Raw genomic sequence first — 13,223 nt, forward strand, 5'->3', positions numbered from 1 at the left:
CGGTTTCGAAAGACTGGTCCGTTCGCCGTCAACCCTATATCGTGGGGATTCCAAGGATGCAAAGCTGCTTCGCTGTAACTGTTCGGCCGTCGTGAGTGAAGCCGTTCACTCGCAAGAATGACGTCACACAGTTCGCGACATGCGTATTGATCCGAACAGCAGCTTCGGTCATCTCCGAGCCCTTGTATGCCTCTCTCCAACCACTCAGGACCGCCGCAATCCTAACGACAATGGGCAACAGAGGCTTACCCTTCGGATGTTCAAAGGCTTTATCAACCTTGTCTAGCAATTTCTTGATGCTCGTCTGTGAAGGGAAATGCTGCCCCTTCCTCACGTCGTATCCCAGGAACGTAAATCCACCCTGGTACTGCACGATTCGGGTCTTCTGTGATCCCAAACTGTGCACCGTAAGCTTTAGCTCATTCTCTAGGTAGCCCTTGGCAATGATGTACGCGTGCTTTGCCCTGGCCTCGCTCTCACACATCACCACAAAGTCATCTGCGTAACGGATCACCTTCAGCCCGCGTTTCTGCATTTCGAGATCGAACGTGCTCAGGTAAAAGTTAGCCAGCATAGGAGACAAGATGGCACCTTGGGGTATCCCTACACCAGCCTTTGGAAAGCTCCCCTTGTGCTTTGCAACGATGTCGTCTCGGTTGCCAATCTCGTTAACGACCGCGGACATCAGCAGTTCTTTGATCGATGATCTTCCGATCACTTTGAAGAGCTTCGCGAACAGAAGGGCGTTATTTACCTCTCCAAAGAAGTTCGTGATGTCAGCCTCTAAAACCCAGGTGTAGCCCGCTGCTGCAGCCGCGTGTATGGCTGCGATCGCGTCATTCCTACTCAGTCCGCTCCGGTAGCCGAAACTGAAATCATGGTCAAGCTTCTTTAGCTCAGGTTCGATGAGCTGGGCGATAGCTTTTGCAACAACACGATCCCGAACGGCCGGTACCTGTATCGGCCTGATCTTATCAGTCCCAGGCTTCGGAATCGCCACACCACGAAGCTTCTGGAATTTGAAAGTTTTCGAGAGCAGTTCCGCCCGGATCTTTGAAAGTTCTGAGTTCAAGTTGCTACGGAAGCCGTCAATCGACACATTGTCGATACCGAACGAAGAGGGGTTTTTCCCAATGCTGTCCCAGGCGTCACGCAAAAAGGAAAGCTCACACAGTTGTGTGAGCGCTCTCTTCCTCTTAGGCCGTCGTCCGAGTTCCACTACAGCTTTCTCAGCCACAGGACTACGCCGACCTCGTACTTAGAGTCTTGCCCTGCGGGAACAAGGAGCGATGCATTGCTCAAAGCACCGAGGATCAGACTGCAGCGATGACGGAAACCCTGTACTCGAATCTTGCCTTGCTGTAGATCGCTCTACGGGGCAAGAACGGGTAGACCAACTGTGATGCCCTGATTCTAGGGCAATCACAACCTCGCACTCAACTAATTTCTTCCATTTCGCCATTCTGCATTTAAGTACTGCTGCATTGGCCATATCGAACGCCGTCGACCTGCACGGTCCTCTCAGCGACTGCCTCAAACAGGACGTCCTTAGCCGGAGGTCGCTTTATGGAAAGTTCAGCAGCTACGCAAGTCAAAGAGTTCAGATTGATGAGCGCCCTGATCGAGTTGCAAAACGAGCACGGGCGGATGCCGTCTTCTAGTCTTCGAATCGTTCCTCTATGCCTCGAAGGACCTGCCCTTCTTTGCGTAGTTCGAGCGACAAGATGTTCATATCCTTTTGAGGAGAGAAGGGCGAAGATTGGTCGTAGTATCGCCACTGGAACCGCACAGTGAAGCCTCCCTCTGTGACTTGCCACGCTTGTCCCGGAGGCCGGCTCGGCGATACCTCCGTGAATCCAATTCGCACGGCCTCATTCGCAACAATCCAATGATTCTCGCTTTCGGCAGCGGGCTTCATCTTGTCGGCAAGGTTATCGAAGATGTGATGAAAGCGGGCGAGCGTGTCTGCATCGGACATGCTCAAAATTATAAGAGTGGGAGCGTCGCCGGCCGCGTAACACGTCTTATTTACCTCAGCAGGAACGACCGTTACCGATAGCCCGCGCTCACCTTGCATTTTCCGCAATAATCATCTCGCTGAGATTCTCCGCGAGCGCTTGAAGTTTGTGCACGACTCGATGCCGGAAGCGTCTTTGATGTTGAGTAATTGCACCGCTTTTCAGTAGTGATATAGGTTTCTTTCTCGATGAACGCCGTTCTCGGAAAGGGGTGCGGCTGGATTGGTGAGAAATCGCCGAATCACTCACCGAACCGGATCGGTACTGACAATTCGGCATATGAGAAGTGATGCCACTGATTTGACCCCCGTGGGGCGACTGCATTACGAGTCAAGCGGCGAACTGAGCGGTGACCTGATTGCATCGTTGGTCGCGCAAAGTAGAGGAAGTATTGCGCAAAGTAGCCCTCTCTCATTGAGTCAGACGCTCCACTAGCGCCTTCCGGCCAATCGTGGCGGCTTTGAACCGGTAGCAGAGGAACAGTTTCCACAGAGTTCATTGCTTCTGTGACGAACTCCGGCGCTCCTTTGCCGCTACATTAGCTTCACGTTCAAGAAAACTTGCACCCCAGGCAGACAGTTGATCCAGGAGCGATCCGAGACTCACTCGAACATCTGGGTGGAGTTCATACTCGACATGCAAAATGAGGTCACTGAGATCTCGTCGAACAACGATGCCTCTCGCTTCGAGCTTGCGTAGGCTTTCTGCCAGCACCTTCTTCGACGCCCCCGGGATGAGACGCCCGAGTTGACCAATGCGTACTGGTCCCTGACGAAGTGCGAAGAGAATATGCACTTGCCACTTGCCCCTCAACAGTGTGTCTATCGAGAACACCGCACACCGAATAAGAGCTGTTTGATTGGACCAATCGTCTTTTCCAGTCATCCTCTCATCTCGGAGCGGGTTATGAATTGAACTTTATGCCCCTCACCAGGCCGGAGGCCGCCGATGGTGCAACGGCAGCCTCCGTCTCAGACGGGGTTCATGATTTGCTAACGACTACGAGTTTCTGATTGACGAACTCCTTGATGCCCAAGCTGCCGAGTTCACGGCCGTAACCGGAGCGCTTCACGCCTCCAAAGGGGAGCTCGGGTAGCGATGTGGTCCACATGTTGATGAAGACCATGCCCGTGTCGATGCGCGAAGCCATTGCACGCGCCCGTGCGATATCACTCGAAAAAATAGAGCCTCCCAGACCAAACTTGGAATCATTTGCGAGCGCGACCACAGCGTCATCGTCATCAACGACAAAGAGTTGAGCGACGGGACCGAAGAACTCCTCATAAAACGCTGGATTCTCGGGCGTGAGTCCCGTCAGGATTGTTGGCTCGTAAAAGAAGCCCTTCCTGTCAGCACGTTTCCCGCCGATAAGAACCTTCGCTCCATGGCTGATCGCATTCTCAACCTGGCGGCTGAGGCCTTCGACTGCATCTTGTGATGCTAGTGGACCGAGGAGGGTCGTGGGGTCCTTCGGGTCTCCCATCGGCGCACTCTTCATCGCGTCGATGAAGGCGTTGGTGAATTGATCTGCAATCGAGCGCTGGACGATGAACCGCTTGGCACCACTGCAAATTTGACCCGCATTCCCAAGACGCCCATAAACCGCACCTTGTACAGCCTTCTGCATATCCGCATCATCGAGGACGATAAAAGGATCGCTGCCGCCCAGTTCCATAGTCGATTTCTTCAGCATCTCTGATGCGCGCGCTCCAACCTTGCTGCCCGCTCCTTCTGAGCCTGTGAGTGCCACACCTTGAATGCGATCGTCAGCGATCAGTTCCGAAACCTTTGCTGCGGAGATGTAGAGGTTTGTGACTGCGCCAACGGGAGCGCCTGCCTCCAACACTAAAGCTTCGAACAATGCGGCGCACTGGGGCACAATACCCGCGTGCTTATATAGGACCGGGTTGCCGACAGCGATAGCAGGCGCAACAACCCGGATAAGCTGATAGATGGGAAAGTTCCATGGCTCAACTGCGAGCAGGACGCCGATCGGATGGAACTCGATCCATGACTCTCCGACGGCGCTTTTGATTGCTTGTGCCGCTAGCAGTTCAGCGGCGTGATCGGCATAATAGCGTGCAATGGAAGCGCACTGGTCCGCTTCCATCTGTCCCTGGAAAAGAGGCTTTCCCATCTCTTCGGCCATCGTGTGCGCAAGTTTGTCGCGATTTGCAGAGATAACCCCTGCGAGTCGGTCGAGCACAGCGAGCCGGGTGGCTCGATCTCCCTGAGACCAGTCTGATCGGAATAGAGCATCAGCCTTAGAGATAGCAGCCTCGACCTCCGCGTCGGTATGGTTCGGGAAGTCCCTAACAACTTCTTCTGTGAACGGATTAAGGCTTTGATAGGCCATTGAGAACTCCTTCAGACACGGCATCGCCCGTGTCTATGCGGTTGAGGAATGATTAGGTGGCTGCCGAGGGATGGCCAACAGCCAGGATGATCAGGCGCGATAACGCGCCGCTGGCTGCGAGTTGCTAAATCCCTGGGCTAGAACTCCACGCGCCTGCTCGAATGCGTCCCATGCCTCAACATCCGGTACGGGCGGAATTGTGACCAATTCCTTGCGATCGAATCCGACCAGCGCTGCATCGACAAGGTCATCGACTTCCATAACGTTCGGGATCTTGCTGATATCTCCGCCCGCGCGCTCATAGATTTCGGTGCGCGTCGCCGCTGGCAAGACCGCCTGGACATAAACACCTTTCGAAGAGACCTCCGCGGCTAGGCTCTGAGACATTGTCAGCACATAGGATTTCGTGGCTGCGTAAATTCCGGGAGCATACTCCGGCAAGAGACCAAGCACCGACCCAACGTTGATAATCGCGCCCTTCCCCCGCGCAATCATCCCACCGACGACGGCAGAGACCAGCAGCGTAGGGGCAACCACATTCAGACGCAAAAGCCTTTCCATCTCTGCAGGATCAACGGTGGCGAAGCCGCCGAGCAGCCCGGCGCCGGCGTTGTTGACGAGTACCTCGATCGGCGGCTCGGAACGGAGACGCTTACTGACCACTTCGATCTGTGCGGGATCTACCAGATCGGCTGGAATGATCTCGACCTCTACTCCGTATGTACCGCGAAGTACCGCAGCCAGGTCGTTCAGGCGATCGACTGCTCGGGCGACAAGGACAAGGTTGTAACCTCGCGCGGCAAAGCGCCGTGCGTACACTGCGCCGATTCCACTCGAAGCTCCCGTGATAAGTGCAATGCTCATGAATGTTCTCCTGGTTCGGCGGCAAGCAGCCGCCGGCTGCATTTCGCAGTGGTCAAAGTAAAGCGCCGCGTCGCCGCTCTAGAGAGCAGGTGTCGTGAGATGGAGCATTACGTAGTGCTCCATGTGACCGGCGCCGTTTTGTACAAGGGGGTCTTGCGAGACGATCGACTCAATGTCCTCATCGTCAGCGAGCTGATAAAGGGACAAACCGAAGCCGCCGGTTGGGTCAATGACCGGACCATGGGCAACTATCTTTCCCTGGGCCACAAGGTTATTGAGAAAGACTCCGTGCTGCTTCATCCACAGACTCTCCTGAGCAGTCATCGTTGCGAGGAAATCAGTGCGTGGGGGGATATATTTGCAGAAGTAATACTTCATTTAGATACCTCTTGAGGTGGCTCTTAGGCGTGTCTACTTTGTTGAAGTAGCGCTCACGCCCAAGCGGTTGGCTGCTTCGGCTGACAAGGTCAGAACAACGTCTGCCGGACGGATCAGGACCATCAGATTGGTGATCAGACCCTGCCCGTTGAGCTCAATCATGTCTACGCCGAAGAGCTTCGCATCACCGATGCGAGCAGTGAATTCGAGAACATAGCCTGCGTCGCTGCTGAACTGTCGGTGATATTCGAAATCCTCAAAGATGTCGAACACCGTGCGAAGCACCGTGACGAGGGTACTTTTCCCGACATAGGGATCAAAGGAGGCAGGGTTGTGATAGGCAACATCTTCCGCCAGCAATTTTCCGACTGCACTCCAGTCCCGCTGGACGATCCCTCGCTTCCAAGCCTCCATGCTCTGTTGCAACAAGGGATCGGGCTGGTCTGTTTGGTGGCTGCTCGTTGCAGACGAGCTAATTGTGGTCATCGCATCTCCTCATGGAAGGCTCGTGCGGGAGCCAAACACCACGGTGAGGGCTTGTCTAAAATCGACAAGTCGGCTGCTTTGAGGGCTGATGCTTTGGCAAAGCCCTCAGGCTGCATTGGCCACGCTCTTGAGAATCGAATTCTCAAATACCTTGGGCGCATACTTTTGCAGGAACAGGAACACGCCAACCATCTTGCCGACCGGATTGCTGAATTGCGGGTCCTTGGCATCGATGAGCTCGGCAATCTTCTTCACGACGGCATCCGGGCTTTCCGCTTCATCGATACCCTTCTTGGTCGCGGCATCCGCCTTGCGGCGATACGCGTCGTATTCGCCAATCGATCCGGAGTTCGCCTTTACGGAGTTGGCACCAAGGTTGGTCTTGAACCACACGGGCTCTACCATGCTTACCTTGATATTCAACGGACTCAGTTCGAACCGTAGGGACTTGAAATAGCCCTCAACGGCATGTTTCGAAGCGGTGTAAAACGACAGATTGGGCGGCCCGATGAGGGCTACGATCGAACTTACCGTGATGATCTTGCCGAACCGCTGACGCCGGAAGTGCGGCAGAATCGCATTTGTGACCTTCACGGTGCCCCAGAAATTCGTCTCGAACTGCTGCCGAGCAGCCTCCAACGGTGTTTCTTCGGCCAGGCCGGTCAGCATGTAACCGGCATTATTGACCAGAACATCCAACTTCTGGACGCGTCGAAAGAGTTCGTTCGGGAAGGAGCGGATCGAAGCATCGTCATCAATGTCGAGACGAAGCAGCTCGAAAGGCACTTTTCCGGTAAATTTTTCTGGATTCCGGCTGGTGCCGATAACGTTGTGGCCTTGCTTGTGAAGCATCGTTGCGAGCATCAAGCCGAAGCCTGACGAGGCACCCGTGATGAGAATTGTCTTTTTCATGTATTTGCATCCCTCGCATCATTGCAATGAAAGCAATGGGCTGAGATGAACTATATTTCGCAAAAGCGCCGATTTCACTAGCGAAAGGTGCCAAAGAAAATGCAGATCGCGTCAAATAGGCCCTGCATGTCTGGATGGTGCCGCCTTGCTCTATGCGACGCAGATTGGCGCGATCCGCAATTGTCCTGGCATGATCTGCAAGATAGACTCGATTAATGGCCAACGAATCCACCACATTTTCAGGTCGATCGGTTCACACCTTGGATTACGCCATCTGGCCTGGCTGGCGCTTGATAATGCAAGATGCGGGGTTGGCTACGGCACCCGTCTTGCGTCGCGCTGATCTGCCCGGCGATTTATTTGCCCGCGATCAAGTTTGCCTGACGTCGAAGGATTTTTTCAACTTATGGGCGGCGATCGAAGAGGAAGCCCGATCGCTCGACACTGGATTGCCCGCACCCTTGCGAATTGCGAAGGTCATGACCAGTGACTGGTTCGATCCCGAACTGTTCGCCGCGTTGTGCAGTGCCAATTTTGCCAGCGCGCTAGAACGCTTGTCCAAGTATGCGAGGCTGATCGCACCGATGACGTTCACGGTCGTACGTACGGCGTCGAACGCCGCAGTTACGATCAATTTTCTGGACCAAACCGTACCGCCACCCGATGTCTTTCTTGCATTCAAGCTGGTGTTCTTTGTCCAACTTGCACGCCTCGCCACACGTGCTCCCATCAAGCCGATGAAAGTGACGTGGCCGACAGCGGCCAGCCTCGCTGCGGAGGATGCCACTTTGTACTCTGATTTTTTTGGCGTAGATGTCGAAGCGGGTCCATTCGCGACCATAGTTTTTCGTGGCGAAGACATGGATCGCCCATTCTTGACTGAAAACCATAAGCTTTGGCAGTTTTTCGAACCATCCTTGCGCCAAAGACTGGCGGATCTCGACCGGACCGCTAGCATGGTCGAGCGGGTGCGAAGCGCGTTGCTGGAGGCGATGCCTGCCGGAGATGTGTCCGTGCAATCTGTGGGAAAGCGGCTCGGCGTCGGAACTCGCACCCTTCAGCGTCGACTTCAAGAAGAGGGCACTTCGTTTCAACTTACCCTCGATACTGTCCGATCCTCGCTGGCCGATCACTACTTACGTAAGACAGCGATGTCGAATGCCGAGATCGCACTTTTACTTGGTTTCGACGATGCCAATTCTTTCATTCGAGCGTTTCGCGCATGGACGGATACAACGCCGCAGTCGATTCGACGCGGCGCATTGAAATCGGATCTCGCTCCCGCTTGTGATGACAGTGCGGAAGGAGTGACGGCCGAGAAAGATCAAGGAGCAGGAATAGTCCCTCCAGTTCGTTGAATGAGGGGAAGAATGCAAAGAGGAGGAACTTGACTCTTTGCCGCGCAGCCGGCGAGCGAGGGCCGGAGTGGAGCGAATGAGGGTGCAGGGGGAAAACAGCATGTGTTTCCCCTGCCGCCGTTCGCGGCGCAAGAAAGGGGCGGCAGGCTCGCCGCCCTCGAAGGAAGGTGGGTTTCTAGGCTGCTTTCTTGGTGGGCTTGTTTGCTGACGGCGGTGCCTTCTTCGCCCTCTCTTTTGCGGAGAATTCCTGCCGTACCTTTTCGGCGATAGCGTCCGTATCCACCTTGTAAGCGGCGGCAGCCTCTTTGAGGACGATGCTTGGATTGCCGCGCGTGGCTGCTAACAGAATGCAAGCCTCCACGAGCAACCGCGAGAGTGTCCCTTCATCAGAACGGCGAAAGAAGGCGGTCAGTGTCTTCTTCAGGCCGCCATCGTCGCGCTTCTGACGGATGCCGTGCTGCCGCGCCAGCATCTCGATACGGCTGTCATCGAGTGCCGATGCCAGTCGCTCAATGACAAACAGCAGATCGCGCTTGAGCAGGCGCACTGGTACGGCAGAGCCGATGGCCCCGAGGACACGGAGACCGGTCGCGTTTGCAATGGCCTGTTCCTTCCGCTGCTTCTCCTGCTCGGCCTTCCACTTGGCCTCGTCCCGTCCGCTGGTTTGCTTGGGATGATGCACCGGGCAGTTCATGTTCGCGCATACCTTATGGATAGTGCCAACATCGCTGCCCTCGGTGATGATGGCCTCCGTGGTGTACTTGCACTGCTTGAACTCGGGACGCTTCGCCTCGTCATTGGACTTGGGGCGGTCGTCCCGAATGGCAGTGTACTTGTTGCGCGGCAGGACGGGACTGCCTTCCTGCTGCACACCATAGGCCGTGCTGATCTGTACCAGTTCCGGTTTCGCTGCGATGGTTTTCGCAATGTGCGCCTCCACCTTGGCCTGATAGCAGGTTGGGTCGGTGCATTGGTCGCCCTGTTTGCCGAGGTCATCGCCAAACAACAGCTTGTTGTGTCCAGTGCGCTTGGGGCAATCGGCGCAACTACCAGCGGTCGGTACAAGCTGCGCATCGCGCTTGTTGAACGGCGCATCCTTGAGGATGAGCAGGACGTTGGTTGCAATCCAGAACTGAAGATTGCGTAGAGGCAGCAGGACGCGGGTAGGCTTCTCGCCTCCGTTGTAGACCTCCTTGAAGCAAGCCTTGAGAGCATGTTCCTGCTGGTCGGCTGGCAGCTTCGCCAGTAAGAGCGTGTGTCCTACTCCGATGGCATCGGCATAGAAGGCTTCGACGACTACCGGGGCAAGGTCACACAGCTTGAGCCGTTGGGCAACAAACGCGGGTGCCTTGCCCACCTTCGCAGCGATCTGCTCAATGCTGTACTTTGGGTCTTCCAAGTCCAGCAAGGCGCGGAAGCCTTGCGCTTCCTCCATGGGGTGAATCTCGGAGCGAACCAAATTCTCAACCAGTTGAGCCTCTAACGCGGCGGCGTCAGAAAGATTGACGATGCGGACAGGTACGGTGGACTGTTCCGCCATCTGCGCGGCGCGGTAACGCCTTGCTCCTGCGATGATCTCGAAGCCCTTTTCCGTGATGGGTCGCACCAGCAGCGGGGACAGAACGCCCTGGGTACGGATGGAGTCTGCCAGTTCCTTCAAGGCGGTTTCCTCGAAGGTGCGGCGCGGGTTGGTCTTGGACTCATTCAAGAGCGACAGTGAGACATTGCGGTATTCGGTGGCATCGATGACTTGGGTTTCCATGACGACAAGCTCCTTGTGGTATTTCTGCGTTGCGGTTTTGGCGCGGCGTCACTCATCCTCCTCCGCGTCGTGGGCGGAGAAAGGGTTAGCCGCGGATGTGCTTCTGCGGATTGAAAGCATTCGCAAACTTCTGCTGCGTCAGTGCGTCGTCCCAAAGCTGCGCCATCTCTTCCTGTTGCTGGAACCACTGCGGATGAAAGCAATAGTTGCCATCGCGTATGAAGCGCGACCATTGCTCCACACCGAGGAAGTCATTGCGGTAATAGAAGACCGTTAGGTGTGCGCCACCCGCGAGTCCAAGCTCGAAGCACATCTCAGGGTCACGCATCAGATCGCCGTTGACTTCGGTGTAGCGGCAAACTGAGATTGCGGGAAGCCCGCACGGGCCGGACTCGTCCATGGCCTCAATGACAAGCTCTTTATAGGGCGGCTTGTCGATCTTGAGGTAGAGGCCGGGATGCCAGCCTCCGGCCTTTTGGAGGATTGCGAGGATGGTTTTCATGCGGCCACCTCCACAAACTCGTCGGTGGCTTCATCTGCTATGTGCGGTTCGAATGCGGCAAGGATGACGCTGGCGGTCTGCTGAATGACTTCCAAGCTCTCGGCCAACAGGCTGGCATTGCCCTGATAAAGCTGTATGTAGTCAGCGGATGCGCTTTCGTTCTTGAGTCCTACGGCCTTGCCTACGACAAAGGCCACAGCCTCGGCCTCAAGCTCACGCATGGTCTTCGTGGTTGCGGTGCGCCGCTCGGCCTTGTGCAACAGTTCGTGCGCTGTCTCGTGAACGAGGGTCGAAAACTCTTCGGCCTTCGACTGTCCGGGCAGGATGGCTATGCGTCCGCCGTAGCTCATGCCGAGCGCGGGGGCGATGTTGGGGTTATAAGCAAGCTGAATGCCTCTGCCCTTGAGGAACGCGGCGAGATGCTCGATGTTATCGCCGGGGTCGCCGCTGACTTCGTGCATGGATGGAAGGTCCACACCGTTGGTCTGCGACACATCGAAGACGTAGGCATTGCGGAAGCCAAGCAACACGCGCGTGTTCTGCTTGGTGATGTCCTTTTCGGCTTCTTCGTCTTTCTTGCGGCGAACGCCGACAATCGGGGCAAGGATGCGAATGCCTTTGGCTCCTGCGTTGACGCTGCGCCCCATGTTCTTCCACGTCCAAAACCCTGCTACGCGGGTCGCGCTGGGCATCTGCCGTGCGATCTCCAGCACGTTCCCAAAGCTGTAGTTGTGAAAGCGGCTCATGGCCGTGAGGTAGTTGGTGAGGGCGTCGGAGTATCCTGCCTCCAACTGCTCAATCAAAAGCTTGATATTAGCGGCAATCAGTTCCTGTTTAGTGAGGGGCTTCTTGCTATCGATGGCTACGGTGTTGGTGGTGGCTGCGCTGCTCATGGTGTGTCTCTCCTTTGCGGTTGCTTTTGCTTTTCATGCCGTCGCGGCATGTACCTACATGCCGAACGCCTCCTGGCGAAGGCGGGGCGGCAAAGCGCAAGAGGAGGGGTATCCCCACCCGGAGCAGGGCGAGGGCGAGCGTAGCGAAGGTCTGCACAAGCGAAGCGCGGAAGATTGGGGAAACCTCTTGCGCTGCGCCAGGGCAGCGCCCTCAGCCAAGGTTTGGTTTCCTTATTCGTGCGCATCAGCGCACAAGACTTTCAGGGTCGCGTTGCGGCAGGAACGGGCCGCTGGGGTGGGGGGCGGAAGACGCGGAACGCGGCTGGAGACAGGCGAGGGGCGAAGTCCCTCCCTTGCTGCAACTCTTTTTCAAAGAGTGCTTCGTTATCATGGAGCACAAGGAACATGCCCCTTTCCGACTCCAATCCGAAGCATCTCCAGAACACCGGCACCGAAGAAACGACCTTCGCGGAGATCGTGCAACTGATCGCGGCCTCGCAGGAAAAGGCAGTCCGGGCAGTCAATACCGTTCTCATCGACTTGTATTGGAACGTCGGAGAAATCATCAGCCGGAAAATCGCATCCTCGGAATGGGGCGATGGTGTCGTACGCCAGCTCGCGGAATACATCGTCCGGACGCAGCCGGGATTGCGGGGCTTCACGCGCGCCAACCTGTTCCGGATGCGGCAGTTCTACGAGACTTATCGCGACGACGAAAAAGTCGCACCACTGGTACGACAATTGCCGTGGTCGCATCACCTGCTTATCCTGGCCCAGAGCAAACGGCAGGAAGAGCGCGAATTCTATATCCAGACGGCCATTCACGAAGGCTGGAGCAAGCGGGAGTTGGAACGACAGTTGGACAGCGCCCTGTTTGCGCGGGTCGTCCTCAGTCCGCCAAAAGTCTCACCAGCGGTGCGACAATTCCACCCGGAAGCGGTGAGCGTGTTCAAAGACGCTTACACGCTGGAGTTTCTGGGGCTCCCCGAGATTCATGCCGAAGCGGACCTGCACCGCGCCCTGCTCGACAGGCTGAAAGACTTCCTGATCGAACTCGGCCGGGACTTTTGTTTTGTCGGCTCCGAGTATCCATTGCAAGTAGGCGGACAGGACTTCGCGCTCGACCTACTGTTATTCCATCGCGGACTCAATTGCCTGGTGGCCATTGAGCTGAAGATCAATGCGTTCCGCCCCGAGTACATGGGCAAGCTCGACTTCTATCTGGAAGCGCTGGACCGGACGGTGCGCAAGAGCCACGAACGGCCTTCGATCGGCTTGCTGCTTTGCGCTAGCAAGAACGATGAGGTCGTGGAATACGCCCTGAGCCGGAGCCTTTCTCCGGCGCTGGTCGCGGAATACCAGACACAGCTTCCCGACAAGAAACTTTTGCAGGCAAAGCTGCACGAGTTCTATCAGCAGAAGGCGCTCTCTGACACCGACGGTTAGCCACCGTCTTACCCTGGGCTTATCGCGTGGCGGACGCCCTCCAACCCGATTCCATTGCATTTTCCAGTCTGAACCGGGATCATACCTATGGGACGGGTACGCACCGTCCTGGGGCGTGGAAACCCCTGTCGAAACTATCGTGTGCCGTTCTCGGCGCACTGAGAAATCCCTTGCCTTTGCGGTCGGGGAGCCTGTGGCGTATGTCCAGGCCCCTAAAGCTAAAGGCCATCGGGACCGCGTTTCGACCG

The 13,223-nt window shown here is 56.2% G+C and carries 13 protein-coding genes; 2 read left to right on the top strand and 11 right to left on the bottom strand.

Annotated elements, in window-relative coordinates; genetic code table 11:
* Positions 1–34 precede the first annotated feature (34 nt).
* The 8 genes from KFE13_RS02990 to KFE13_RS03020 all read right to left on the bottom strand — a co-directional run bounded on the left by KFE13_RS02990 (position 35) and on the right by KFE13_RS03020 (position 7,014).
* Positions 35–1,237 (bottom strand): reverse transcriptase domain-containing protein, encoded by a 1,203-nt coding sequence (locus KFE13_RS02990; RefSeq protein ID WP_260705661.1) that lies wholly within the window; start codon positions 1,235–1,237, stop codon positions 35–37.
* Between the two features lie 420 nt (positions 1,238–1,657).
* Positions 1,658–1,978, bottom strand: coding sequence for a hypothetical protein (locus KFE13_RS02995; protein WP_260705663.1), 321 nt, complete (start codon positions 1,976–1,978; stop codon positions 1,658–1,660).
* Positions 1,979–2,513: 535 nt separating this feature from the next.
* Positions 2,514–2,903 carry a winged helix-turn-helix transcriptional regulator gene (locus tag KFE13_RS18645; protein WP_390891598.1) on the bottom strand — a complete coding sequence of 130 codons (390 nt, stop codon included), beginning with the start codon at positions 2,901–2,903 and terminating at the stop codon, positions 2,514–2,516.
* A gap of 97 nt (positions 2,904–3,000) precedes the next feature.
* A complete protein-coding gene (locus KFE13_RS03000) occupies positions 3,001–4,374 on the bottom strand; it encodes an NAD-dependent succinate-semialdehyde dehydrogenase (protein WP_260705664.1) in 1,374 nt (457 codons plus the stop codon).
* A 90-nt stretch (positions 4,375–4,464) separates the two neighbouring features.
* On the bottom strand, positions 4,465–5,238 hold the full coding sequence (locus tag KFE13_RS03005; protein ID WP_260705665.1) for an SDR family NAD(P)-dependent oxidoreductase: 774 nt from the start codon (positions 5,236–5,238) through the stop codon (positions 4,465–4,467).
* Between the two features lie 78 nt (positions 5,239–5,316).
* Complete coding sequence (locus KFE13_RS03010) at positions 5,317–5,538, bottom strand: YciI family protein (protein WP_260705666.1); 222 nt, start codon at positions 5,536–5,538, stop codon at positions 5,317–5,319.
* A 111-nt stretch (positions 5,539–5,649) separates the two neighbouring features.
* Positions 5,650–6,102, bottom strand: coding sequence for a nuclear transport factor 2 family protein (locus KFE13_RS03015; protein ID WP_260705667.1), 453 nt, complete (start codon positions 6,100–6,102; stop codon positions 5,650–5,652).
* Positions 6,103–6,207: 105 nt separating this feature from the next.
* Entirely contained in the window at positions 6,208–7,014 is an 807-nt protein-coding gene (locus tag KFE13_RS03020) for an SDR family oxidoreductase (protein ID WP_260705668.1), read from the bottom strand.
* A 215-nt stretch (positions 7,015–7,229) separates the two neighbouring features.
* Between KFE13_RS03020 and KFE13_RS03025 the strand changes: the two genes are divergently transcribed.
* Positions 7,230–8,372 (top strand): AraC family transcriptional regulator, encoded by a 1,143-nt coding sequence (locus tag KFE13_RS03025; protein ID WP_260705672.1) that lies wholly within the window; start codon positions 7,230–7,232, stop codon positions 8,370–8,372.
* Between the two features lie 175 nt (positions 8,373–8,547).
* On the opposite strand, the gene KFE13_RS03030 is transcribed toward KFE13_RS03025, so the two are convergent.
* The 3 genes from KFE13_RS03030 to KFE13_RS03040 form a co-directional block, all read right to left on the bottom strand.
* Positions 8,548–10,134, bottom strand: a complete 1,587-nt coding sequence (locus KFE13_RS03030) for a ParB/RepB/Spo0J family partition protein (protein ID WP_260705676.1) — start codon at positions 10,132–10,134, stop codon at positions 8,548–8,550.
* A gap of 85 nt (positions 10,135–10,219) precedes the next feature.
* Positions 10,220–10,636 carry a DUF6908 domain-containing protein gene (locus KFE13_RS03035; RefSeq protein ID WP_260705677.1) on the bottom strand — a complete coding sequence of 139 codons (417 nt, stop codon included), beginning with the start codon at positions 10,634–10,636 and terminating at the stop codon, positions 10,220–10,222.
* Positions 10,633–11,529, bottom strand: coding sequence for an ArdC family protein (locus tag KFE13_RS03040; protein ID WP_260705680.1), 897 nt, complete (start codon positions 11,527–11,529; stop codon positions 10,633–10,635). The genes KFE13_RS03035 and KFE13_RS03040 overlap by 4 nt, the downstream gene beginning before the upstream one ends.
* Before the next feature lie 405 nt (positions 11,530–11,934).
* Between KFE13_RS03040 and KFE13_RS03045 the strand changes: the two genes are divergently transcribed.
* On the top strand, positions 11,935–12,975 hold the full coding sequence (locus KFE13_RS03045; RefSeq protein ID WP_260705681.1) for a PDDEXK nuclease domain-containing protein: 1,041 nt from the start codon (positions 11,935–11,937) through the stop codon (positions 12,973–12,975).
* Positions 12,976–13,223: the final 248 nt, after the last annotated feature.

Origin of the sequence: Edaphobacter flagellatus (assembly GCF_025264665.1) — a bacterium.
In the GTDB taxonomy this organism is placed as follows: Bacteria; Acidobacteriota; Terriglobia; order Terriglobales; family Acidobacteriaceae; genus Edaphobacter; species Edaphobacter flagellatus.

Coding starts and splice junctions, on each gene's coding strand:
- KFE13_RS03045 (WP_260705681.1), top strand. CDS start 11,935: ATGCCCCTTTCCGACTCCAATCCGAAGCATCTCCAGAACACCGGCACC.
- KFE13_RS03010 (WP_260705666.1), bottom strand. CDS start 5,538: ATGAAGCAGCACGGAGTCTTTCTCAATAACCTTGTGGCCCAGGGAAAG.
- KFE13_RS03030 (WP_260705676.1), bottom strand. CDS start 10,134: ATGGAAACCCAAGTCATCGATGCCACCGAATACCGCAATGTCTCACTG.
- KFE13_RS02995 (WP_260705663.1), bottom strand. CDS start 1,978: ATGTCCGATGCAGACACGCTCGCCCGCTTTCATCACATCTTCGATAAC.
- KFE13_RS03040 (WP_260705680.1), bottom strand. CDS start 11,529: ATGAGCAGCGCAGCCACCACCAACACCGTAGCCATCGATAGCAAGAAG.
- KFE13_RS03035 (WP_260705677.1), bottom strand. CDS start 10,636: ATGAAAACCATCCTCGCAATCCTCCAAAAGGCCGGAGGCTGGCATCCC.
- KFE13_RS03020 (WP_260705668.1), bottom strand. CDS start 7,014: ATGAAAAAGACAATTCTCATCACGGGTGCCTCGTCAGGCTTCGGCTTG.
- KFE13_RS18645 (WP_390891598.1), bottom strand. CDS start 2,903: ATGACTGGAAAAGACGATTGGTCCAATCAAACAGCTCTTATTCGGTGT.
- KFE13_RS03015 (WP_260705667.1), bottom strand. CDS start 6,102: ATGACCACAATTAGCTCGTCTGCAACGAGCAGCCACCAAACAGACCAG.
- KFE13_RS03000 (WP_260705664.1), bottom strand. CDS start 4,374: ATGGCCTATCAAAGCCTTAATCCGTTCACAGAAGAAGTTGTTAGGGAC.
- KFE13_RS03005 (WP_260705665.1), bottom strand. CDS start 5,238: ATGAGCATTGCACTTATCACGGGAGCTTCGAGTGGAATCGGCGCAGTG.
- KFE13_RS03025 (WP_260705672.1), top strand. CDS start 7,230: ATGGCCAACGAATCCACCACATTTTCAGGTCGATCGGTTCACACCTTG.